Raw genomic sequence first — 19770 nt, 5'->3', positions numbered from 1 at the left:
GACCTTGACAACGCCTACCCAGTCGGAACTTCAAAAAGGGGACCACGCTTGTCGAACACTTCTTCCTCGAGAAACTTCCGCCCGTAGGGTGGCTTTGGCTCGACGGTCCCTTTTTTAAGTGTAGACGGCCAGTGATTCCCCCCTGCTGGCGTGTCAGAGTCGAAGAGAACTGTGCTTTTTCTTCTCCTCCCCTATGTTAGACTCAAACTTTTTTTAAAAATATATTCATTTGTGGAAAGAAAATCCAAAATGATCCGTTAATCCATATGAACCTGCCAAAATGAACGCTGCGCAGCGAACTTTTTTAAAACGGGAGGACTTCCTTTGCAGGATGATTGGTTGCTTATTCAACAGGTACAAACAGGAAATCGCGATGCCTACGCGTACCTGGTCGACAAGTACAAAGATCGATTATACAGCTATCTTTATCGAATGACGGGGCAGCAGCAAGATGCCCAAGACCTGACACAAGAGGCTTTCATCAAAGCGTACTGTCAACTGGATAAGTATAAGCCGACAGATGCTTTTTTGGCCTGGCTGTATCGGATTGCGTCCAACTTGTGTATAGACGCGTGGCGCAAGAACAAGCACTACACCAAAACACCTTTGGAAGAGATAAGGCTGATTGAATCCGATACACCTGAAAAAGCTTATTTGGAAAAAGAAAAGCAAGATAGCTTGCAGCAGCAAATCATGGCGTTAGGTGAAGATTACCGTGTCGTGTTTTTGCTGAAATACTTGGAACAGATGAGCTACAAAGAGATTAGCGAGCTTTTGCATGTTCCGGTCACAACTGTACAAATGCGTATCCATCACGCCAAGAAAAGGCTCCGGGCTAGTATCGCGCAAGAAATGTCAGGAGGTGCTTCTATCTATGAATTGCTCCAAAACTGAAGAGTTGCGCAAGTATTTGACTGGTGAGCTATCTGCAGGTGAAGCTAGACTGTTGGAACGACATGTCGAAGAGTGCCTGCTCTGCCAGCGGCAGATGATGGAGGAAGAGGATAACAGCGAGGAGTTTTCGAGCATGCATGTTCCAAGCGCGTTGCCCTCAAATTTTACTGCCCAGGTGATGACGGCGTTAGAGCAAGTGAAATTAACAAAGCCAAAACCAGATTGGAAAAAAAGGAGCGTAAACATTGTGAAGAAAACTGCGTTAGCCGTAGCGAGTGTCACGGCAATCATTACGTTTGGGTCCATGGTGTCACCGACTTTTGCGAGCTATGTAAACAGTGTCATCCAATCCATACAAGGCATCGACCAAGGAATGAAGCAGGCAGCGGAGAAAGGGTATGTCCAGCAAATCAATAAAAAGGTGACGGAACAAGGAATTACACTGCTTGTAAAAGAAGTGGTTGCAGATCCGGCGCGGATGGCGATCATTGCAAATATCGTGGATCAAAACGGCAAGCGTATCCCGTTTGATATGGAAAAAAACGCATTGTCCCTTACTTATAAAACGAAGTCAGGTGAAGACCTGAATCCTGGGGGAGGGGGCTATTCCTACGGGGAAGAAGGAGAGTATCTTGTCGTCAGTCATGATATTTTCCGATTCCTGAAAGATAGCAAATCATTGCCAGATGAGTTGATCGTCGGTGTCGAAGCAACCATGTTGGGAGGGAAAGAAGGTAGCTGGAAGGTAGAGTTTCCAGTTGATATGAAGAAGGCGAGGGAAGTGGCAAACTATACAGAGATCGGACGAAAATATATGACTCCGCATGGAATCGAGATCATGTTGCAAAACATTATGACGTTACCGAGCACAAGTATGATGGAGTTGGAAATAGACTGGACAAAAGAAAGAGAAGAACAAATCCAAAAATGGAAAGAGCAAAACGGCTGGATTGTAAAAGAGCCAAAACAAGGAACATTCACAGAGGGGGAGCGGATGGAGAGGTATTTCATCGACATGGGAGTCGCGTTTCAAATATTCGATGAAAAAGGGAATGTAGTAGCAGGATGGGACGATGCCCTGCATGAAGAACTTAACCAAATTCGAAAGAACAACGTCAAGCACTCGTACCGTGGAAAAGTGCATGATGACGGCAAAGGAGTTACGAAATGGAATGGGATAACTCCCCTGGCAAAGGATCAAGCGTACAAATTGAAAATGCACTCTCTGTATCTGTATGAGCCATCGAAATTTCAGGCAACCATCCCGGTGGATAGCTTGTTAAAGGATAAGGTGAGCGTGACGAACAATGATAGTACCTATACCTTAACGGGCTTTACCTTAAAAACAACGGAGGACGAAGAAAAAATCGGGAATGAGACCTATTTTGGAAAAGGTGCACTGATTCCGTTCTCGGCTATACTGCCAGAAGGGATCGTCTACACGACTGAATGGTCGGCACTGGATGAGTCCAAACAAACATACAATGTATCTCTTAACGGAACAACATATACAAGAGGCAAGGATGGAAGAGTGCATGTTACAGGAACATTCTTCATCCGCGACCTTGAAAAACAGCCGAAAGAAGTAAAGCTGTCTCACGCTATTCAACAACGCCAATACCAAGACCTCAACTGGGAAGTTCCATTTGAGACGTCCAATAACACCAAACGCTAAAACAACATAGACAAATCCCCCTCCTGCATGTAAAAGAGGGGGATTATGTTTTTTATCTGCTTCCAAACCATTCCCACAGCTTCAATACAAACGCAGTAATACCAGCGGCCATTAAAGGCCCGACGGGAATGCCTCGAAAGAACACAATGCCAATAATCGAGCCAATCACCAGACCGACAATCATATGTGGCTCAGAGCGCAGCAAATCGAGTCCTCTTCCATTCATCCAGGTGGCAATGGCTCCACCAGCTAGTGCTGTCAGTCCGACTACCGTCGTGAATAGTGGGGTGACGTCCTTCCACGATATTTTTTCGCTGGCGAATGGAACCAGTACGGAAATGGTCAAAAAGAGCAGGCCGAGCTCCAATCCGCGACGTTCTACCGTTGGGAAAAAACGCTCCAGCGCCGTTAGCTTCAACACCAACAATATACTCGCGGCAGTCGCAATAATTGGTGAGCGCCCAATAAGACCGATAACGATCAGGATGACGAGCATCACTTCTCCAGACATCATTGGCATCATAACCCCTGTCCCTGTTCTCCTTTCACATTATGAGACAAGGTGTGGGAGTATGCGTTTCTCCTTGATATAGGGAACGATTTGATACTGATCTACTTGAGCACAGTACCGTATATCGCTTGCGAGATGATGCTGGACGAGCCTTTTTCCTGTTGTTGTGTGGGGTAACAGCTCGCTCAGTTTTCCTGCGTAGTAAAGATAGCTCGCTTTTAGAACTTCACCCAGATCACAAATTTGGATGCTCGGTAACGATTGTTGTGCCTGGACAATCATCAAGCCGGCAGCCAGACCGTCTTCCAAAGCGAATTCAGACCGGGTACCTGCACAGTACAGCGTAATATCGAGATGATACGAAAGAGCGTGCTGCACGCATGCAGTGGCATTCAAGAAGCAGCCGATCAAGAGTACAGAGGCACGTTCTGCTTTTTGGATCGCGCGAGTCCCGTTCGTCGTGGTGAGAATCAGCTGGCTCCCCGTTTTCCCCAGAGAAGCGATTTCGGTTGGTGAGTTGTTGCAGTCAAATTCCGGGATTTTCTTGCAGTGGCGTTCACCAGCCAAAATACAGTCGTTGGCGCGCAGCGAGTTCGCTTGCCCAATGGTTTCGACCGGGATGACGCTACGAAATCCATTGCCTAATGCGGTGACAATCGTACTGGAGGCTCGAAGCACATCGATGACAATGACAACATGATTGCTGATCTGTTCAAAACGAATTTCTTCCACGGTCGGCACCACTTCTATTCGCACGGATAAACCCCCCCTCTCTCCATGAGTAGGGCTGTATCGCCGCGCAATCCTCGCCGTAGCGTCTCCACAGAGAATACATCCGTATAGGCAATATTTCCGAGATTTACGTCGCTGCCAACGGCCTTAATGAAGCAGACCTGTTGATCTTTTTGTGGGGCTTCCCAGATCAGGCGGGAGGCTTTTTCTTTGGCCGCCGAGACAATATCTCGAACGAAGGAATCGTCAATATTGCCGTCCCCGTCGCATACGCCGACAGTACCACTCTCTCTCGCTTCGACAATAACGTGACTGGCACCGTTGTGCAGGTCGAAGCTAAGTGTCTCCAGCAATTCCTCTCGACAAGCGCGATAATCGGCCGCTTTTTTCCCGACCTCAGTATAGACCACCAGATCATTGTCTAATGCGTAATTGATGGCTTCTTGACGCTGTGAGAAGGATAAAGGGAACGTTCCATCGGATATTTCTACCGCAGTAAAACCGAGAGTGCGAATCAGCTTCATATAATCTGCAATCGTATTATGACGGATAGCAATTTCAAAAAAAGTTCCTCCTGGCATGATGTGTACGCCATTTTGTTTTGCGAGGGTCAATTTTTGGTTGAGTATTTCGAGCGGATACAGAGCGATGGTGCCAAAACCGAGTTTGTATAGATCGATATAGGGAGCAGCCAGCGCTAACAAGTCGGAATAAGCGGTAAGCCCAAGGCCTTTGTCAATGACCATGGTTAAGCCCTTCGCACGGGGCTTCTCTCGTATTTGCCCGGACGGGTTTGCCCAGCTTTCAGGCAAAAACGATTGATCACACTCTACCATCGGCAAGTTCCTCATTTCTTCTAGGCGTATGGTTCAGTGTATGCCCAGCGGAGGGGAGGAGTGAGGGCAAAAGCCTATAGAGGAAATGCAAAAAGTGCTGAAATGATGTGGTACAGGCATAGAGTGAAAGGAGGGGAGGACGAGACGGTATGTTGGAAAAAGCAATTATGGGTATGGCGGCGCTTAGGGTCTTCTCAGGTAGTATCGAGATCATTGCAGCTTTGCTCATTTTAAAAGTGAACCAGGTCGAAAAAGCTCTGCTCATTAATTCAGGTCTTGCGATTGTCGGGCCAATCATCTTGATCACCACTACAACGATCGGTTTATTAGGCATGTCGGATCGGGTTAGCTTTGCCAAAATTGCCTGGATTCTGGTGGGGGTCTCCTGCATCTTGATTGGTGTCCGCAAGTAGTTATCCATTTCCTTCCATTGGTAAATGCTATCACGATGGGGAACGATATGTGGGAGAGATTGGATGGGAGGGAATGTGGATGCCAGAATCATTGGCGAATCGAATCGCATACTTGCAAGGGTTGGCAGATGGGTTGGAAGTGGGGGAGAAGAGCCCCGAAGGAAAAATTATGGTAGAGATGATTGAGATTCTAGGGGAGGTACAGGGTCAAATACGAGAGCTTCACTCGCGAGTGGAAGAGGCAGAGGATTATGTGGAGGCCTTGGATGAAGACTTAGAGGACATTGAGCTCTACCTTTTTGAAGATGATGATGACTTGTACGAAACCGTTGTCGATTGTGAGGACGATGACGACAAGTACGCGACTTTGTACGATTTGGATGATGATGAAGACGCACATCTGTATGAAGTACAAGTAGATCCCCATCTCGATACGACCTACGAGTTCGCATGCCCTAGCTGCCAAAAAGAAATCTATCTGCACGAAGGCAAAGATGAGGAAGGCTACCGACACTATGTAATAGAGCCGGTGGATAACAAGAAAAACAGATAATCCATGAGCTTTATAGGAAAAGCTTGCTACTCGCGTTCTAGCACGAGAGCAAGCTATTTTTTTTGCATAAATCTCGTCCACCTCAGCATAGGATGGAGGTAAGACAACGTGTACAAAGGCAGAATGCTGTAAAAGGAGGGTACCGGATGAATGAAATTTTGGCGATTCTGCCAGCAACTTTACGCACGATTTTGACGGCCCTTCCTATCGCGGTAAGAGAGAATTTGGAAGAGATTCGGCTTCGGCAAAACCAACCGCTAGAAGTCCGGTTTGGCCAACAATCTAGCTATGTGACACCGTCGGGGCAAATCACCTCGATACCCGCGCAAGGTTGGCTGTTTTCAGCAGAAGAGGCTGCAAAGCTCTTAAACCAGGTCAGCCAGCATTCTCTCTATGCCTTGGAAGAAGAGTTGAAAAGGGGTTACATCACGGTAGTTGGCGGCCATCGCATTGGCATTGCGGGGAAAGTGGTGCTGGACAAAGGTGAAGTGAAGGGAATCAGAGATGTGACCAGCTTCAACATCCGGATTGCCCGCGAGAAAAAAGGCGCGGCCAAGAAGGTCATGCCGTATTTGTTTGAGGATGGCAAATTGCTGAACACGCTGCTCATCTCCCCACCCCAGTGCGGGAAGACAACCTTGTTGCGTGATATGGCGCGAACCATCAGCTACGGGAGCGAGTGGTCTTCAAGTCGTAAGGTAGGAATTGTGGACGAGCGTTCTGAGTTGGCGGGATGCTTGCAAGGGGTTCCTCAACGAGACGTCGGTCCACGAACGGATGTGCTGGATGCTTGCCCAAAAGCTGCAGGGATGATGATGATGATTCGCTCCATGTCTCCTGATGTTCTGATTGTGGACGAGGTGGGAAGAGCGGAGGATGGCGACGCAGTCTGGGAAGCGATTCATGCAGGGGTAGCCGTCATTTGCTCGGCACATGGAGCGAGCGTCAAGGAAGTAGCCGAACGCCCCATGCTGGGCAAGCTGATTCGATATGGTGCCTTTTCCCGCTATATCGTACTCAGCCGTGCAAAAGGTGTTGGAACTATCCAGGCCATCTACGATCAAAGCATGAACCTGGTTGAAAGGGAGAAAGTTTCATGGTCAAGCTGATGGGAGCCGTACTCATCCTGTTTTCAGCGTCGATGGTTGGTTGGCAGATCGGCAAGTATTACGCGAATCGTCCCGTTCAGCTTCGGGCACTGCTCGTTGCTCTGCAAATGCTCGAAACGGAAATCGTGTTCGGGATGACTCCATTACAGCGGGCTTTTGTGAAGGTCGGTCATCGCGTCTCCGAAGAGGTAGGGAAAGTATTTCTACTGGCAGCTGAATTCTTGCAGACAGAAAAGGCGCATTCGGCTGAGGAAGCCTTGCAACAAGCTATGAATAGACTCTGGGCCCAAACCGCCTTGCGCAAACAAGAGCGAGAGGTGCTGGAGAGTCTAGGTCAGGTACTTGGATCATCCGATCGGGAAGACCAGCAAAAGCATTTGCGCCTAGCTGTCACCCACCTGCGAGGGCTGGAAGAGGAGGCTCGTGCAGAACAGGAAAAGTACGAAAAAATGTACAAGAGTTTGGGCTTTTTAGGTGGACTCTTGGTCGTCATCCTGATGTTCTAAAGGCGAGGTGTTCACAGTGGATTTTGATTTGACACCTGTTTTCCAGATAGGAGCAGTAGGGTTCATAACAGCCATCCTGCATACAGTCCTGAAGCAGGCGGGCAAGGAAGATATTGCGCATTGGGCAACTCTAGTCGGATTCATCATTGTCCTGTACATGGTGTCCCATTACATCGGTGATCTATTCTCCGAGGTAAAACGCGTCTTCCTGTTCAACTGAGGAGGGGCTCCAGATGGAGATTGTACAAATTGTGGGACTAGGACTGGTGGCTACCATTCTCGCGCTAGTCATTAAGGAACAGAAGCCGATGTTCGCCTTTTTGCTGGCGATCGCGAGCGGAGTCATCATCTTTTACTTTCTCGTCGGAAAAATAGCAGATGTCATTCGAGTTTTGGAAAAATTGGCAGTTCAAGCAGATTTGAACCTTGTGTTTCTGGAAACGATTCTAAAAATCATTGGAATTGCCTACATTGCTGAATTCGGGGCACAGATGACCCGAGATGCTGGACAAGGTGCGATAGCTTCGAAAATCGAGCTCGCTGGAAAAGTCCTCATACTGGTTATGGCTGTACCGATCATCCAAATCATTATCGAAACAGTGATCGATTTGTTGCCGGCATAAGGGAGGTGGGATGTCCATGGCACACACTTGCAAGCTGATCCTGTTTTTGTTCCTGCTTCTTGCCTTGTTTCCAGTTGCCGTGTCTGCTGCTGTGACACCCGCTGTGACACCTGTAGCCGGTCCGATCAATCAAATCGTGCAACAACAGGTCGATCACTTGCAACTAGACAGAGTCGAACAGTATTGGCATCAGTTGCAGCGCGACTATAAAGGGTACTTGCCCGACTTGAAATCGGAAGGCTTTATCCAAATCCTCATGCAGCAAGGTGACCTCAGTATTTCAGGAGTCCTGCAAGGAATGGGCAAATTCATCTTTCATGAGATTTTGATGAATGGCAAGCTGCTCAGCTCCATCATTATCATTACGGTATTCGCGATGATTCTCGAAACGATGCAGAACGCCTTTGAACGCAATGCGGTATCGACAGTGGCGTACTCGATTACTTATCTCGTCTTGATGGTACTCGCGATCAACAGCTTTCATGTCGCCATTACCTATGCCAAAGATGCAATCGCGAACATGTCTGATTTCATGCTAGCCATGATCCCACTCGTCATCGCGCTGCTTGCTTCGGTAGGCAATCTGGCATCCGCCACTATGTTTCACCCGCTGATTATCTTCATGATCAACACCAGTGGCATGATGATCTCTTATGTCGTGTTTCCGCTTCTGTTTCTCTCTGCGATGCTCTCTATCGTCAGCCTGTTTTCAGAGAGGTACAAAGTCACACAGTTAGCGACCTTACTTCGCAATATTGCAATGGGTGTCCTTGGCTCATTTCTGACGATTTTTCTCGCCATCATTTCCATACAGGGAGCGACTTCAGCTGTTGCGGACGGGGTCACTCTCCGAACAGCGAAATACATCACGGGCAATTTCATCCCGATCGTAGGTCGTGTGTTCTCCGATGCGGCAGATACTGTACTCAATGCCTCGCTACTTGTCAAAAATGCCGTCGGCTTGGCAGGAGTTTTAATTCTGATCATGCTATGCGCGTTTCCGGCTTTGAAGATACTGGTACTGGCTCTGATCTACAATCTGTCATCTGCCGTACTCCAACCGCTTGGAAACAGCCCAATCATCAGTGCGTTAGGTACGATTGGGAAAAGTCTTTTGTTCGTCTTTGCTGCTTTGGCGACAGTCGGCTTGATGTTCTTTCTGGCGATTACGATCATTATTGCAGCGGGCAACATCTCCATGATGGTTCGGTAGGTGATGAAATGACGTGGTTAACACTGTGGTTGAAAAAAATTATCCTGCTCGTCCTTTTGGCTGCCTTCCTCGATCTGATCCTGCCCAATACGACACTGCAACGCTACGTAAAAATGGTGATGGGCTTGATTCTCTTGCTGACGATCATTTCTCCCGTGTTTAGTCTGTTCAGCCTCTCACAGGAAGATTTGGCCTTTCGTCTGGATCGCTACCAACAAGAGCTGAACAAGCCTGCTTCGGCAGAGTGGAAACGCATCACTGACAAGCTGCTCGGTCAACAAAACCAACAGATGACCGCTTACGTACAGTCACAGGTAGCGTCCTCGGTAAAAGCCAGTGTCAAAGAGCAGTACGGCGTAACAGTCGAAGATGTCACGATTACCGTCAATCAGCAAAATCCGGAACAGCCAACCCTTGAGCGAATCGAGTTGGTAGTCGGTGACGCGAACAAGGAAGAGCAAAAAGGGCAGAGCACGATTGAACCGATTAAACCTGTCCAGCCTGTTGAGATTACGATTGGCGAGCCCATTGAAATACAACCTGATCCCAAATCAGATATTGCAGCAACAGCTCACCATGACAACCCACTTTACGCGCAAATCACAAACGATGTCGCCAAAGAGTGGGGGCTTTCGAAGAGTCAGGTCGTCATCAAAGACGAATCGAGAGAAAGAGAGAAGCAGTAGCGGATACTGTCAGTGAAGCGAGGTGAGAACAATGAACCAATTGTGGGAAAAGCTGAAAAGTCTGTTCATGAAGCGACAAGGCGAAACGATGCAGGAAGAAAAGAAAATCGTGGTGGGGAGCAAGGGCAAAAACCAAAAACTAAAGCCGCTGCATTATTTCATCGTCATATTGGGAGTAGGTGTAGCCATCATGATTTTGACGGATTTCCTCAGAGTGGAAAAAGATCAGCCACTCGGATTTGGAGATATAGGGAGTGAGGCGTCAGGTCCTCCTGGAGGTGATTCAACTTCCCAGGTGCTGGGGGGATCAGCGACTAGCGACGTCATTGCAGAATATGAAAACATTTACGAGACACAGCTTCGCGATATCCTCGCTTCTGTTGTCGGTGTCGGCGAAGTAGAGGTCATGGTCAATCTGGAATCAACACCAGAGCTGGTTGTGGAAAAAAATCGCAACATTCGTTCCTCAACCAATCAGGAAATGGACAAAGAAAAGGCAACCCGCAATCAAAATGACCAGTCACGAGATGAGCAGGTCGTCATCGTGCAAGGCGGCAAGCAAGATGCCCCCGTCATTGTGAAGACGTTGAAGCCGAAAGTCCGCGGGGTCCTGGTAGTGGCTAAAGGGGCCGATAACATCCAGGTTAAAGCGTGGATCACTGAAGCCGTTCAAAAGGTTTTGGATGTACCCGCTTATAAAATATCCATTTTGCCCAAAAAAGGGTAGGAGGTAATGGCGAATGATTCTGCGAAAGCAAACGGTATGGTTGTTGACAATGCTTGCTGTCATGGTTGTGCTCTCCGGATATTACTTGGTGAAGGGGCCGCAAGAACAGGTCCCAACATCAGGAAAAGAGCAAGCCGTCCAGAAACAAGAGCAAATTTCTGGCGTGGTTGTTGAATCGAAGCAAGTAGGTCACGCCCCACAAGCAACTCCTGTCGATCAAGCTCCAAAGGCAACTCCGGTAGACGAAAAAAATGGCACGCAGGAAGCCAAAACTCCTGCTGCGCCAGAAGCGAAACCAGCGGCTACGAACACGGTGGTCCCAGTAGCGGAAACGGCGAGTGAAATCTTCCAAGGCTACAAAATGAAACGCGAAGCCATGCTGCAGCAACAAAAAGACGAACAGCTCGCAATCGTAAACAGCACGGAGTCCTCTCCGCAGGCAGTAGCAGAAGCGATGGCTAAGTTTGAAGAACTGTCCAACATGGAAAGTGCCACAATGACTGCAGAAGAAATGCTCAAGGCGAGTGGCTATCAGGATGCGGTCGTTACTGTCCAAAATGACAAGGCGACAGTCCTTGTACAAAAAGATAAATTGAGCGCCAACGAGGTCGTGGAAATCATTGCAAACGTGAAGCAGCACTTGAATATCCCAGCGACAAACATAAACGTACAATACAAGTCATCCTAATAAAAGCTGCGGTAGTTTCTCGTTATAAGGGATAGGAGAAACGGGCATGATGGTAAGGATTTTCTCGCTTCTGTTGGAAAAGAAGCGGGGAAATCCTTTCTTGACGTGGTTTAGGCAACAGGCTACCATGGATTTATGGTTTGCCAAAAGGATACATAATGGACTCCACGAACCTTATTGAAAGAAAAGAAGGAGTGCTTGTTCGTAATGAAAATGCATGAAATCCGCGAAATTATTAAGTTAATTGATCAATCTTCCATTCAAGAATTTAACTTGGAAACAGAAGGTGCCAAGGTGTCTCTGAAAAAATCCAATGGTACGGAAACGATTGTCGTCACGCAACCAGCGGTTCAAGCTCCTGTTGCAGCACCAGTTGCACATATCCCGGCTCAGCCAGTTGTTGCGGCAGCGCCAGTCGTAGCAGAAGCTCCGAAAGCAGCAGCTATACAAGCATCGGATGACGCCAATCTCCACAAGATTGTATCTCCAATGGTAGGGACTTTCTATAGCGCACCAGAACCAGGCAAGCCGGCTTATGTACAAGCTGGTGACAAAGTGACTGCGAGCAAAGTCGTTTGCATCGTGGAAGCTATGAAACTCTTTAACGAAATCGAAGCAGAAGTAAGCGGCGAGATCGTGAAAGTGCTTGTAGAAGACGGTCAATTGGTTGAGTATGGCCAAGCATTGTTTTTGGTGAAGCCAGAATAAGGTGGGGGAGAGCGGAATGTTTCAAAAAGTATTGATTGCCAATCGCGGGGAAATTGCCGTGCGTATTATCCGGGCATGCCGCGAGCTGGGCATTCGTACGGTCGCCGTCTACTCCGAAGCGGATCGTGAAGCGCTTCATGTGAAGCTGGCCGACGAAGCCTACTGTATTGGTCCAAAGGCATCCAAGGAAAGCTATTTGAATATAGCAAACATCATGAGTGTAGCGACCAAGGTAGGGGCAGACGCCATCCATCCTGGTTATGGCTTCTTGGCAGAAAACGCCGACTTTGCCGAGATTTGTACCGCCTGCAACATTACCTTTATCGGTCCAGACCCAGAAGCAATTGTGAAGATGGGGGACAAGTCCACAGCTAAGGATACGATGAAAACGGCAGGTGTACCTACTGTACCAGGTACGGAAGGACTGATCGAAGATGTGGCTGACGCTGTAGTCACCGCAAACCAGATTGGCTATCCTGTCATGGTCAAAGCAACAGCGGGTGGCGGCGGACGCGGAATGCGCGTAGCCGTTGACGACGAAGATTTGGAAAAAGCGATTCGTCAGGCGCAAAACGAGGCGAAAACGGCTTTTGGAAATCCAGGGGTTTACTTGGAGAAGTTCGTGGAAGGTCCACGACATGTAGAAATTCAAATCATGGCCGACAAGCATGGCAATGCCGTATTCCTGGGTGAGCGCGACTGCTCCATCCAACGTCGTCACCAAAAGCTGATCGAGGAAGCGCCATCTCCAGCATTGAGTGAAGAGCTGCGTCGACAAATGGGTGAAGCTGCTGTTGCGGCGGCAAAAGCCGTTTCCTATCATGGTGCGGGCACTGTCGAGTTTTTGCTGGATAAACACGGAAAGTTCTACTTCATGGAAATGAATACGCGTATTCAGGTAGAGCACCCTGTAACCGAGCTGGTGACTGGCTTTGACCTGATCAAGGAGCAGCTGACCGTAGCGGCAGGGCAACCATTGTCCTTCACACAAGAGGATATCCAAATGGATGGCTGGGCTATTGAATGCCGCATTAATGCTGAGAATCCTGCGAAAAACTTCATGCCTTCGCCAGGTCGTATCACGGAATATTTGGCGCCAGGCGGCTTTGGTGTGCGTGTAGACAGTGCAGCGTATGCGGGATATTCCATTCCGCCATACTACGACTCTATGATCGCCAAGCTGATTGTGTGGGGCAAGGATCGTAACGAAGCGATTGACCGTATGAAGCGTGCCTTGAGCGAATTCGTCGTAGAGGGTATTACGACGACGATTCCATTCCATTTGAAGGTATTGGAGCATGAAGTATTTGTCAGCGGTCATTTCGATACGAAATTCTTGGAAACCTACGATTTGAAGCTGGATGAAGAGTAAGTAGGGCTGATTTGTAAAAATACGGTGTGCTTGGTATAATGAAATACAAATCTAAAGGGAGGTGCGAAGCATGGAAGAGTTTACTCCAGATTTAGATAGAACAGAACTTGGTAAGGTCCAGATCGCTCCCGAAGTGTTGGAAGTGATTGCCGGCATGGCTGCGTCCGAAGTAGAAGGCGTAGCACAAATGAGCGGCGGTTTCGTAGGAGAAATAGCTGAACGTTTAGGCCGTAAAAATATAGCTCGTGGCGTTCGAGTGGAGGTTGGCTCCAAAGAAGCAGCGGTTGATGTGTCTATCATTGTCAAATACGGACATCGCATCCCGGAAGTCGCTCGAAATATTCAAGATAGTGTACGCAATGGGATTGAGAGCATGACAGGTCTTTCGGTAGTTGAAGTAAACGTACATATCGTTGATGTTGAGTTGAAAGCTGAAGAAAAAGCACCGGCACCAGTACCGGTTGAAGAACACCAGCGCGTGCGCTAACAAGCAGCGGATGGATGCCCCCTACGAACAGGGGGCATTTTCCTCATTTGAAAACGTGATTTAGTTTAGGCTTTCAGCGTAAATTCATGGAGTGTTCCGGAGCGTGCCGTGTTTGTCTCCTTTTTCAAACATGGCTGAAAGGAGAGGTGCTTGTGAACTTGTTTGACCGTTTTATCTTGACGATTTATAGCTTTGCGCTTATTGTGTTGTCCTGCATCGCGATAGCAGCGACCAGCGGATTGATCCATCCAGATTTTTTCCGTCCGTACGTGGATCAGATACTGGCGGGTACGAACATCACCTATCTCATTGTCGCGATTATTTTCCTCGTAGTCAGCCTTCGCTTCTTTTTCAGTTCTTTCCGCTCTAACAAGCCAAAAGTAGAACGGGGAATCCGTCAGCGCAGTGATTTGGGTGAGGTCAACATTACGATTCAGACGATCCAGACCATTGCAGAGCGTGCAGCACGCCGAGTGAAAGGAGTGCGCGACATGAAAACGACAGTCAAAGCACTCGAGAGCGGCAATATTATCACTCTGCGTGTTTCGGTAGATGGAGAAACGCCATTGCCTGAACTGACACAGAAGCTACAGGCTGACGTGAAGGAGCAAGTCGAAGGGATTGCTGGGGTTGTCATTTCCGAGGTGGTCATTGTCGTGACGGAAGTAGCTCAGCAGGAAAACTACGCGGCTCGTAAACGGGTGGAATAGAAGGTGAAGTCCATGGTAAGGGAGTTAATGTGGGAACACAAGGGGAAGCTAATGGGGGTTTTGGCCGGACTTTTTTTCGGCATCATCTACCTTCTCGTGGGATTTTGGGATACACTGGTTTTTGTTGTGTTTGTCGGGACCGGTTATTATATTGGTCGCAAGCTCGATCATAAAGAAGACTTGCGTGAGATACTCGACAAGATTTTGCCAGGCAAGTTTCGGTGACATAAAGAAAGTCCGAGCTCAATCTAATTAGTAGGTGAATGAATGGTATGAAACGAAGAACAGCACGAGAAAAAGCAGTTCAATGTCTTTTCCAAATCGATATGGCAGAGGTTCCGCTAACGGATGCGGTTGCCCTCGTCATGGAAGAATCCGAAGAAAATGCGCAGTACTTGCGTTATCTCCTTGACGGTGTATTGAAAAACTTGACTGAGATTGATTCGGAAATCAAGAAGTATTTGCGTGGATGGCAATTGGAACGCATCGCCAATGTAGATCGCGCTATTCTTCGTCTGGCTTTTTACGAGATCATGTTCGAGCAAGACACTCCTGACAAAGTCGTGATGAACGAAGCGATTGAGATCGCGAAGCTCTTTAGCGACGAGCAGTCCCACCGATACATTAACGGTGTGTTGTCGAGCTTCTTGCAATCGCGTGAAACCAAGCAGGCGTAATAGGTAGGAGATACAAGCATGAGTAAGGTAATGTTGGGCATCGACACGAGCAATTACCGGACATCACTGTGCTTGGCTGAGGAAGACGGCCGAATTGTCGCAGAAGCAAAACGCCTTCTGAAAGTAAAGGAGGGCAAGCGCGGACTGCAGCAATCCGAAGCCGTCTTTCAGCATGTGATGAACCTGCCGGAATTAAGTGAAGAGATGAAGTGGAAGGATTACGAGATTGCAGCGATTTGCGTGAGCGAGAAGCCGCGTCCGCAAGACGGATCGTATATGCCTGTATTTAAGGTAGGAGAGGGTTTGGCGAAATCGTTGGCGACTTATTTGCGCGTTCCCCTCCACTTGACGACTCATCAAGAGGGACATATCGCGGCGGGGGAATATACCGCTGAGGTGCGTCCGACAGAGGATCGCTTTTTGGCCGTACATTTGTCTGGAGGCACCAGCGAGTTGTTGTTGTGCGAGCGTCATGCAGCTGGTTATGCCATTGAGAAAATCGGTGGGACGATCGATCTGCACGCTGGGCAGCTGGTTGATCGGATTGGTGTGGCACTGGGTCTGTCCTTTCCTGCGGGTCCTGCATTGGAGCAATTAGCTAAGGACTCAACAGGAGCGTTTCGGATTTCTTCGGCGGTTGACGGGCTTTCCTTTAGTTTTTCTGGTCCAGAGGCTTCGCTTTTGCGTGAAGTGGAGAAGGGAAGTACGAGCCCTGCTGAGATTGCGCGGGCGACAGAGCAATGTATTGCCAATACTCTAGAGAAGTCCTTACGTCATGCAGTAGAGCAAGGCTACCCGAAGGACATCTTGATTGTTGGAGGAGTAGCTGCTAATTATTACATACGTGAGCGGCTGATCAAACGCCTGGAACACCCTGCCGTGAAGGCGAAGCTGTACTTCTGTGACCCCGTTTACTCCGGTGATAATGCCTATGGAGTCGCTATGTTGGGGTGGATGAAGCAAAAGACGAACATTAAATAAATGAAAACTTTTTATAATTCGGCTTTACAGCGGAGGGGGAAATCGGTACACTTAACGTATCGACGTTGATAAAGGAGGCATTTTCTCCATGGCTGCAACCATTCTCCAGGGAAAAGAAGTAGCACAGAGTATTCGGGCCGAATTGGCGAACGAAGTAGCTGAATTGAAAAAACAAGGGATCGTACCGGGTTTGACCGTTGTCATTGTGGGAGACGACCCGGCTTCTCACTCCTATGTGCGTGGTAAAGCAAAGGGCTGCGAGGAAGTCGGTATTTCATCCGAGATCATCATGAAGGACGCGGACATCACAGAGGAAGAGTTGTTGGTTATCATTCAACAGTTGAACGAAAATCCGAACGTTAATGGGATTTTGGTTCAGCTTCCTCTTCCCGCTCATATTTCAGAGCATGCGGTAATTGAAGCCATTGCTCCTGAAAAAGATGTGGACGGTTTCCATCCGATTAGCGTAGGAAATATGGTATTGGGAAATGACACGCTGCTTCCTTGCACGCCGCACGGGATTATTGAATTGATCAAGCGCACAGGCACCCCAATGGCAGGCAAACATGCAGTGGTGATCGGACGCAGCAACATCGTTGGAAAACCGGTCTCATTGCTACTGCAACAGGAAAATGCTACGGTAACCATGTGTCATTCTCGCACACAAAATCTCGAGGAATACACCCAAAAGGCAGACATCCTCGTCGTTGCAACTGGTAGGGCTCATATGATCGGCAAAGAGCATGTCAAACCGGGCGCTGTCGTCATTGACGTTGGTGTGAACCGCATCGAAACGGGTAAGCTGGTTGGGGATGTCAAGTTTGACGAGGTCAAAGAAGTGGCTAGCTTTTTAACCCCAGTTCCTGGCGGTGTTGGCCCTATGACGATTACGATGCTGCTGAAAAATACGGTTGCGGCAGCGAAAAAGCAAGCAAAACAATAGAAGAAAATCGGCAACTTATTATAGAATGGATAAGGCATAAGCTTTATCCATTCTTTTGCATAGTCTTTGTTACATGCACGGCAAAGCCAAGTTTTTTGTAAAGGAGGGGCCGCATGGCATTACAAGATATCTTATCAGTGAGTGATCTCAATCGTTATATTAAGCTGGTACTGGAACAGGAACCCCACCTGCAAGATATATGGGTGAGAGGGGAAATCTCCAATTTTACCCACCACTCCAGTGGTCATATGTATTTCACGCTAAAGGACAAGCAGTCACGCATCAAAGTCGTCATGTTTGCAAGTTATAACCGCTTCCTGCGTTTCTTGCCCAAAGATGGAGCAAAAGCGATTGTACGCGGGTCTATTTCTGCATACGAACGGGACGGCGCGTATCAGCTGTACGCCAAAGAGATGCAGCCAGATGGTCTCGGCTCGCTTTATTTAGCATTTGAGCAGCTAAAAGAAAAATTGGCTCAAGAAGGGTTGTTTGCAGCGGAGAGGAAACGGATGCTCCCGCGTTTTCCCAAACGTGTCGGTGTCGTCACTTCTCCGACAGGAGCAGCCATCCGAGATATTTGCACGACGATTCGCAGACGGTATCCACAAGCAGAGATCGTACTTTCACCAGCCGTTGTCCAAGGTGCGGATGCACCTGCATCGATTGTTTCCGCTATTCGGATTATGAACGATCAGCCTGACATTGATGTTCTCATTGTAGGTCGCGGCGGTGGTTCTATCGAGGAGCTGTGGGCGTTTAATGATGAAAACGTAGCGAGGGCAATTGCTGCATCACTCATCCCTGTCATCTCCGCTGTTGGACACGAGACGGATGTGACGATCGCCGATTTCGTAGCAGATGTCCGTGCAGCTACGCCGACAGCGGCAGCTGAATTGGCTGTACCACATTATTTGGAATGGGTCGAGAGAATGCGGCAGCTCGAAATACGGATGCATCGAGCAGTGCGTGGTACCATGACAGAGCAGAGAAACCGGTTGACACGTTTGAGCAATTCATATGCGATGCGCCAACCGGAGCGGAGGCTGGAGGAAGCTTCTGAACGATTGGATCGGGCGCATTTGCGGATGCGTCAATCGATGAAGCGTTTGCTGGAAAGAAGACGCGAACGCTATACGCGATTAGACGAACAGATCAAACGCTATCGCCTCGCCGATCAAATCGGGGATAAAAGAAAAAATCTGTCTAAACTCCGGGCCACCCTGGACGAACGGATGCTGGGTCGTCTCAACCAAAAAAGAATGGCATTCGCAGCTCGTGTAGCTACTTTGGAAGCACTGAGTCCGCTGAAGGTCATGCAGCGTGGATTCTCACTTGTATACACCAATGACAGACTCGTAAAATCAGTGGAACAGTTTGCCCCGGGCGATGAGATCATGGTACGATTAAGTGATGGCAGTGCGACTGCGCGTGTGGAAAAAGTGAATCGGGAGGAGGAGAAGAAGAGTGGCTCGCAAGAAAACAGAACAAGAGACTGATATGCAGTTTGAAGAAGCGATGAAGCGTCTGGAAGAAGTCGTCAATCGACTCGAGGAAGGAGATATTCCCCTCGAAGAAGCGATTACGTTATATCAGGAAGGAGTAACTCTTTCCAGAATTTGTGGTCAAAAGCTGGATGCAATCGAAGCGAAGATTACCCAGTTGGTAGAAGAAGACGGGCAGGTAAAGCAGAAGGCTTTTCGCGTGGAAGGAGAATAATGATCGGCGTGCATACATTCGAGAGTTATTTGGTGGAAAAGACCGCTTATATAGAACAAAGACTCCTGCCAGCCCTTGAGCAGCAAGGAGTTCCGGAAAACTTGTACGAATCCATGAAGTATTCGCTCATGGCAGGCGGAAAGAGGCTGCGCCCCATGCTGGTGTTGGCAGTCCTCGAAGCACTGGACAAGCCGATTGAACGGGGTGTGGCATTTGCGGCTGCCTTGGAAATGATACATACGTACTCCTTGATTCACGATGACCTCCCTGCGATGGACGACGATGATCTGCGTCGCGGAAAACCAACCAATCACAAAGTATTCGGTGAAGCAACAGCCATCCTGGCAGGAGATGCCTTGCTGACGAGAGCGTTCGCATACATTGCAGAAGCTTACATGGATCGCGCTGATGTTTCAGCGGCTACTACCGTGAAACTGATTGCGGAGCTGGGAAAACGTGCAGGAGCAACTGGCATGGTGGGTGGACAAATGGCGGATATCGAAGGGGAGAGTAAGCGCCTTAACCTCGATCAGCTCGAATTCATCCATCGTCACAAAACGGGTGATCTCTTGATCGCAGCCTTGCGCGGGGGAGGCTACCTCGCAGAAGCATCCGAAGGACAAATGGAAGCATTGACACGCTATGGTGTTTGCATTGGTCTTGCTTTTCAAATTCAGGATGACATCTTGAATGTGGAAGGAGATGCCCAAGAGCTGGGGAAAGCAGTTGGCAGCGATGCGGATCGGGAAAAGGCGACGTATCCATCGCTTCTTGGTCTAGCCGAATCGAAGGCGCGTCTTACCGAATTGATTGCGGAGGCAAAAGCAGCGCTTGCAGATGCGGGAATCGAGAACTCTGCACTCAGCCCTTTGGCCGACTACGTGCGTGATCGTAATAAATAAGTGAAAGCTGGCAACCCATATGGGAAATGCCAGCTTTTTTCAGTGCGCCCAGCATGGGCGATAACTCTAGGGTGTAAGTCCCGAACGGGGGTTGGCTGTACCAACCGT

At 48.6% G+C, this 19770-nt stretch carries 26 protein-coding genes; 23 read left to right on the top strand and 3 right to left on the bottom strand.

Annotated elements, in window-relative coordinates; translation table 11 throughout:
- The first annotated feature begins 324 nt into the window (after positions 1-324).
- Complete coding sequence (locus C7R92_RS17930) at positions 325-894, top strand: RNA polymerase sigma factor (RefSeq protein ID WP_106835187.1); 570 nt, start codon at positions 325-327, stop codon at positions 892-894.
- The gene (locus tag C7R92_RS17925) at positions 875-2569 is read left to right on the top strand and encodes a DUF4179 domain-containing protein (protein ID WP_106835186.1); all 1695 of its coding nucleotides are present in this window, start codon (positions 875-877) and stop codon (positions 2567-2569) included. Before C7R92_RS17930 ends, C7R92_RS17925 begins: the two co-directional genes overlap by 20 nt.
- Before the next feature lie 52 nt (positions 2570-2621).
- On the opposite strand, the gene C7R92_RS17920 is transcribed toward C7R92_RS17925, so the two are convergent.
- The 3 genes from C7R92_RS17920 to comA are packed head-to-tail and all read right to left on the bottom strand — an operon-like array spanning position 2622 to position 4648.
- Positions 2622-3083 carry a DUF441 domain-containing protein gene (locus tag C7R92_RS17920; RefSeq protein WP_106835188.1) on the bottom strand — a complete coding sequence of 154 codons (462 nt, stop codon included), beginning with the start codon at positions 3081-3083 and terminating at the stop codon, positions 2622-2624.
- A 36-nt stretch (positions 3084-3119) separates the two neighbouring features.
- Positions 3120-3836 carry a 2-phosphosulfolactate phosphatase gene (locus C7R92_RS17915; RefSeq protein WP_069844613.1) on the bottom strand — a complete coding sequence of 239 codons (717 nt, stop codon included), beginning with the start codon at positions 3834-3836 and terminating at the stop codon, positions 3120-3122.
- Positions 3827-4648 (bottom strand): phosphosulfolactate synthase, encoded by an 822-nt coding sequence (gene comA / locus C7R92_RS17910; RefSeq protein ID WP_069844614.1) that lies wholly within the window; start codon positions 4646-4648, stop codon positions 3827-3829. The genes C7R92_RS17915 and comA overlap by 10 nt, the downstream gene beginning before the upstream one ends.
- Before the next feature lie 149 nt (positions 4649-4797).
- Between comA and C7R92_RS17905 the strand changes: the two genes are divergently transcribed.
- From C7R92_RS17905 to C7R92_RS17805, 21 genes are all read left to right on the top strand, one after another.
- Positions 4798-5061, top strand: coding sequence for a YqhV family protein (locus tag C7R92_RS17905; RefSeq protein ID WP_017247992.1), 264 nt, complete (start codon positions 4798-4800; stop codon positions 5059-5061).
- Positions 5062-5140: 79 nt separating this feature from the next.
- Complete coding sequence (locus C7R92_RS17900; protein ID WP_106835185.1) at positions 5141-5614, top strand: CD1247 N-terminal domain-containing protein; 474 nt, start codon at positions 5141-5143, stop codon at positions 5612-5614.
- Between the two features lie 146 nt (positions 5615-5760).
- Entirely contained in the window at positions 5761-6723 is a 963-nt protein-coding gene (spoIIIAA, locus tag C7R92_RS17895; protein WP_069844616.1) for a stage III sporulation protein AA, read from the top strand.
- Positions 6711-7229, top strand: a complete 519-nt coding sequence (gene spoIIIAB / locus C7R92_RS17890) for a stage III sporulation protein SpoIIIAB (RefSeq protein ID WP_106835184.1) — start codon at positions 6711-6713, stop codon at positions 7227-7229. Before spoIIIAA ends, spoIIIAB begins: the two co-directional genes overlap by 13 nt.
- Positions 7230-7245: 16 nt before the next feature.
- The gene (spoIIIAC, locus tag C7R92_RS17885; RefSeq protein WP_007725726.1) at positions 7246-7449 is read left to right on the top strand and encodes a stage III sporulation protein AC; all 204 of its coding nucleotides are present in this window, start codon (positions 7246-7248) and stop codon (positions 7447-7449) included.
- 13 nt (positions 7450-7462) lie between these two features.
- Positions 7463-7852, top strand: a complete 390-nt coding sequence (gene spoIIIAD / locus C7R92_RS17880; protein WP_017247996.1) for a stage III sporulation protein AD — start codon at positions 7463-7465, stop codon at positions 7850-7852.
- 16 nt (positions 7853-7868) lie between these two features.
- Positions 7869-9065: a stage III sporulation protein AE gene (spoIIIAE, locus tag C7R92_RS17875; RefSeq protein ID WP_069844618.1), complete on the top strand. Its 1197-nt coding sequence runs from the start codon at positions 7869-7871 to the stop codon at positions 9063-9065.
- Positions 9066-9073: 8 nt separating this feature from the next.
- Complete coding sequence (spoIIIAF, locus tag C7R92_RS17870) at positions 9074-9751, top strand: stage III sporulation protein AF (protein ID WP_069844619.1); 678 nt, start codon at positions 9074-9076, stop codon at positions 9749-9751.
- 31 nt (positions 9752-9782) lie between these two features.
- The gene (spoIIIAG, locus tag C7R92_RS17865; RefSeq protein ID WP_106835183.1) at positions 9783-10478 is read left to right on the top strand and encodes a stage III sporulation protein AG; all 696 of its coding nucleotides are present in this window, start codon (positions 9783-9785) and stop codon (positions 10476-10478) included.
- A gap of 13 nt (positions 10479-10491) precedes the next feature.
- Entirely contained in the window at positions 10492-11166 is a 675-nt protein-coding gene (locus C7R92_RS17860) for a SpoIIIAH-like family protein (RefSeq protein WP_106835182.1), read from the top strand.
- A gap of 207 nt (positions 11167-11373) precedes the next feature.
- Positions 11374-11874, top strand: a complete 501-nt coding sequence (gene accB / locus C7R92_RS17855; protein ID WP_106835181.1) for an acetyl-CoA carboxylase biotin carboxyl carrier protein — start codon at positions 11374-11376, stop codon at positions 11872-11874.
- Positions 11875-11890: 16 nt separating this feature from the next.
- Positions 11891-13246, top strand: a complete 1356-nt coding sequence (gene accC, locus C7R92_RS17850) for an acetyl-CoA carboxylase biotin carboxylase subunit (protein WP_069844621.1) — start codon at positions 11891-11893, stop codon at positions 13244-13246.
- Positions 13247-13316: 70 nt separating this feature from the next.
- The gene (locus tag C7R92_RS17845; RefSeq protein WP_017248004.1) at positions 13317-13733 is read left to right on the top strand and encodes an Asp23/Gls24 family envelope stress response protein; all 417 of its coding nucleotides are present in this window, start codon (positions 13317-13319) and stop codon (positions 13731-13733) included.
- Positions 13734-13885: 152 nt separating this feature from the next.
- The gene (gene amaP / locus C7R92_RS17840; RefSeq protein ID WP_026043028.1) at positions 13886-14443 is read left to right on the top strand and encodes an alkaline shock response membrane anchor protein AmaP; all 558 of its coding nucleotides are present in this window, start codon (positions 13886-13888) and stop codon (positions 14441-14443) included.
- Between the two features lie 12 nt (positions 14444-14455).
- Positions 14456-14668, top strand: a complete 213-nt coding sequence (locus C7R92_RS17835; RefSeq protein WP_017248006.1) for a DUF2273 domain-containing protein — start codon at positions 14456-14458, stop codon at positions 14666-14668.
- 47 nt (positions 14669-14715) lie between these two features.
- Entirely contained in the window at positions 14716-15120 is a 405-nt protein-coding gene (nusB, locus tag C7R92_RS17830) for a transcription antitermination factor NusB (RefSeq protein WP_069844622.1), read from the top strand.
- Positions 15121-15138: 18 nt separating this feature from the next.
- The gene (locus tag C7R92_RS17825; RefSeq protein ID WP_069844623.1) at positions 15139-16101 is read left to right on the top strand and encodes a tRNA (adenosine(37)-N6)-threonylcarbamoyltransferase complex transferase subunit TsaD; all 963 of its coding nucleotides are present in this window, start codon (positions 15139-15141) and stop codon (positions 16099-16101) included.
- Positions 16102-16189: 88 nt separating this feature from the next.
- Positions 16190-17044 carry a bifunctional methylenetetrahydrofolate dehydrogenase/methenyltetrahydrofolate cyclohydrolase FolD gene (folD, locus tag C7R92_RS17820; RefSeq protein WP_106835180.1) on the top strand — a complete coding sequence of 285 codons (855 nt, stop codon included), beginning with the start codon at positions 16190-16192 and terminating at the stop codon, positions 17042-17044.
- A gap of 113 nt (positions 17045-17157) precedes the next feature.
- Entirely contained in the window at positions 17158-18540 is a 1383-nt protein-coding gene (gene xseA / locus C7R92_RS17815) for an exodeoxyribonuclease VII large subunit (RefSeq protein WP_106835179.1), read from the top strand.
- Positions 18509-18760 (top strand): exodeoxyribonuclease VII small subunit, encoded by a 252-nt coding sequence (gene xseB, locus C7R92_RS17810; protein WP_017248011.1) that lies wholly within the window; start codon positions 18509-18511, stop codon positions 18758-18760. Before xseA ends, xseB begins: the two co-directional genes overlap by 32 nt.
- A complete protein-coding gene (locus C7R92_RS17805) occupies positions 18760-19662 on the top strand; it encodes a polyprenyl synthetase family protein (protein WP_069844627.1) in 903 nt (300 codons plus the stop codon). The genes xseB and C7R92_RS17805 overlap by 1 nt, the downstream gene beginning before the upstream one ends.
- Positions 19663-19770 lie beyond the last annotated feature (108 nt).

The organism is Brevibacillus porteri (assembly GCF_003013475.1).
Lineage (GTDB): Bacteria > Bacillota > Bacilli > Brevibacillales > Brevibacillaceae > Brevibacillus > Brevibacillus porteri.
This window is presented reverse-complemented; position numbering and strand designations above follow the sequence as displayed.

What these genes read in the sequence shown, in the direction of transcription:
- C7R92_RS17825 (WP_069844623.1), top strand. Translation starts at nt 15,139, where the DNA reads ATGAGTAAGGTAATGTTGGGCATCGACACGAGCAATTACCGGACATCA.
- spoIIIAA (WP_069844616.1), top strand. Translation starts at nt 5,761, where the DNA reads ATGAATGAAATTTTGGCGATTCTGCCAGCAACTTTACGCACGATTTTG.
- spoIIIAF (WP_069844619.1), top strand. Translation starts at nt 9,074, where the DNA reads ATGACGTGGTTAACACTGTGGTTGAAAAAAATTATCCTGCTCGTCCTT.
- C7R92_RS17845 (WP_017248004.1), top strand. Translation starts at nt 13,317, where the DNA reads ATGGAAGAGTTTACTCCAGATTTAGATAGAACAGAACTTGGTAAGGTC.
- accC (WP_069844621.1), top strand. Translation starts at nt 11,891, where the DNA reads ATGTTTCAAAAAGTATTGATTGCCAATCGCGGGGAAATTGCCGTGCGT.
- xseA (WP_106835179.1), top strand. Translation starts at nt 17,158, where the DNA reads ATGGCATTACAAGATATCTTATCAGTGAGTGATCTCAATCGTTATATT.
- accB (WP_106835181.1), top strand. Translation starts at nt 11,374, where the DNA reads ATGAAAATGCATGAAATCCGCGAAATTATTAAGTTAATTGATCAATCT.
- C7R92_RS17805 (WP_069844627.1), top strand. Translation starts at nt 18,760, where the DNA reads ATGATCGGCGTGCATACATTCGAGAGTTATTTGGTGGAAAAGACCGCT.
- folD (WP_106835180.1), top strand. Translation starts at nt 16,190, where the DNA reads ATGGCTGCAACCATTCTCCAGGGAAAAGAAGTAGCACAGAGTATTCGG.
- spoIIIAB (WP_106835184.1), top strand. Translation starts at nt 6,711, where the DNA reads ATGGTCAAGCTGATGGGAGCCGTACTCATCCTGTTTTCAGCGTCGATG.
- comA (WP_069844614.1), bottom strand. Translation starts at nt 4,648, where the DNA reads ATGGTAGAGTGTGATCAATCGTTTTTGCCTGAAAGCTGGGCAAACCCG.
- C7R92_RS17920 (WP_106835188.1), bottom strand. Translation starts at nt 3,083, where the DNA reads ATGATGTCTGGAGAAGTGATGCTCGTCATCCTGATCGTTATCGGTCTT.
- C7R92_RS17835 (WP_017248006.1), top strand. Translation starts at nt 14,456, where the DNA reads ATGGTAAGGGAGTTAATGTGGGAACACAAGGGGAAGCTAATGGGGGTT.
- C7R92_RS17860 (WP_106835182.1), top strand. Translation starts at nt 10,492, where the DNA reads ATGATTCTGCGAAAGCAAACGGTATGGTTGTTGACAATGCTTGCTGTC.
- C7R92_RS17900 (WP_106835185.1), top strand. Translation starts at nt 5,141, where the DNA reads ATGCCAGAATCATTGGCGAATCGAATCGCATACTTGCAAGGGTTGGCA.
- spoIIIAG (WP_106835183.1), top strand. Translation starts at nt 9,783, where the DNA reads ATGAACCAATTGTGGGAAAAGCTGAAAAGTCTGTTCATGAAGCGACAA.
- spoIIIAE (WP_069844618.1), top strand. Translation starts at nt 7,869, where the DNA reads ATGGCACACACTTGCAAGCTGATCCTGTTTTTGTTCCTGCTTCTTGCC.
- nusB (WP_069844622.1), top strand. Translation starts at nt 14,716, where the DNA reads ATGAAACGAAGAACAGCACGAGAAAAAGCAGTTCAATGTCTTTTCCAA.
- C7R92_RS17905 (WP_017247992.1), top strand. Translation starts at nt 4,798, where the DNA reads ATGTTGGAAAAAGCAATTATGGGTATGGCGGCGCTTAGGGTCTTCTCA.
- C7R92_RS17925 (WP_106835186.1), top strand. Translation starts at nt 875, where the DNA reads ATGAATTGCTCCAAAACTGAAGAGTTGCGCAAGTATTTGACTGGTGAG.
- spoIIIAD (WP_017247996.1), top strand. Translation starts at nt 7,463, where the DNA reads ATGGAGATTGTACAAATTGTGGGACTAGGACTGGTGGCTACCATTCTC.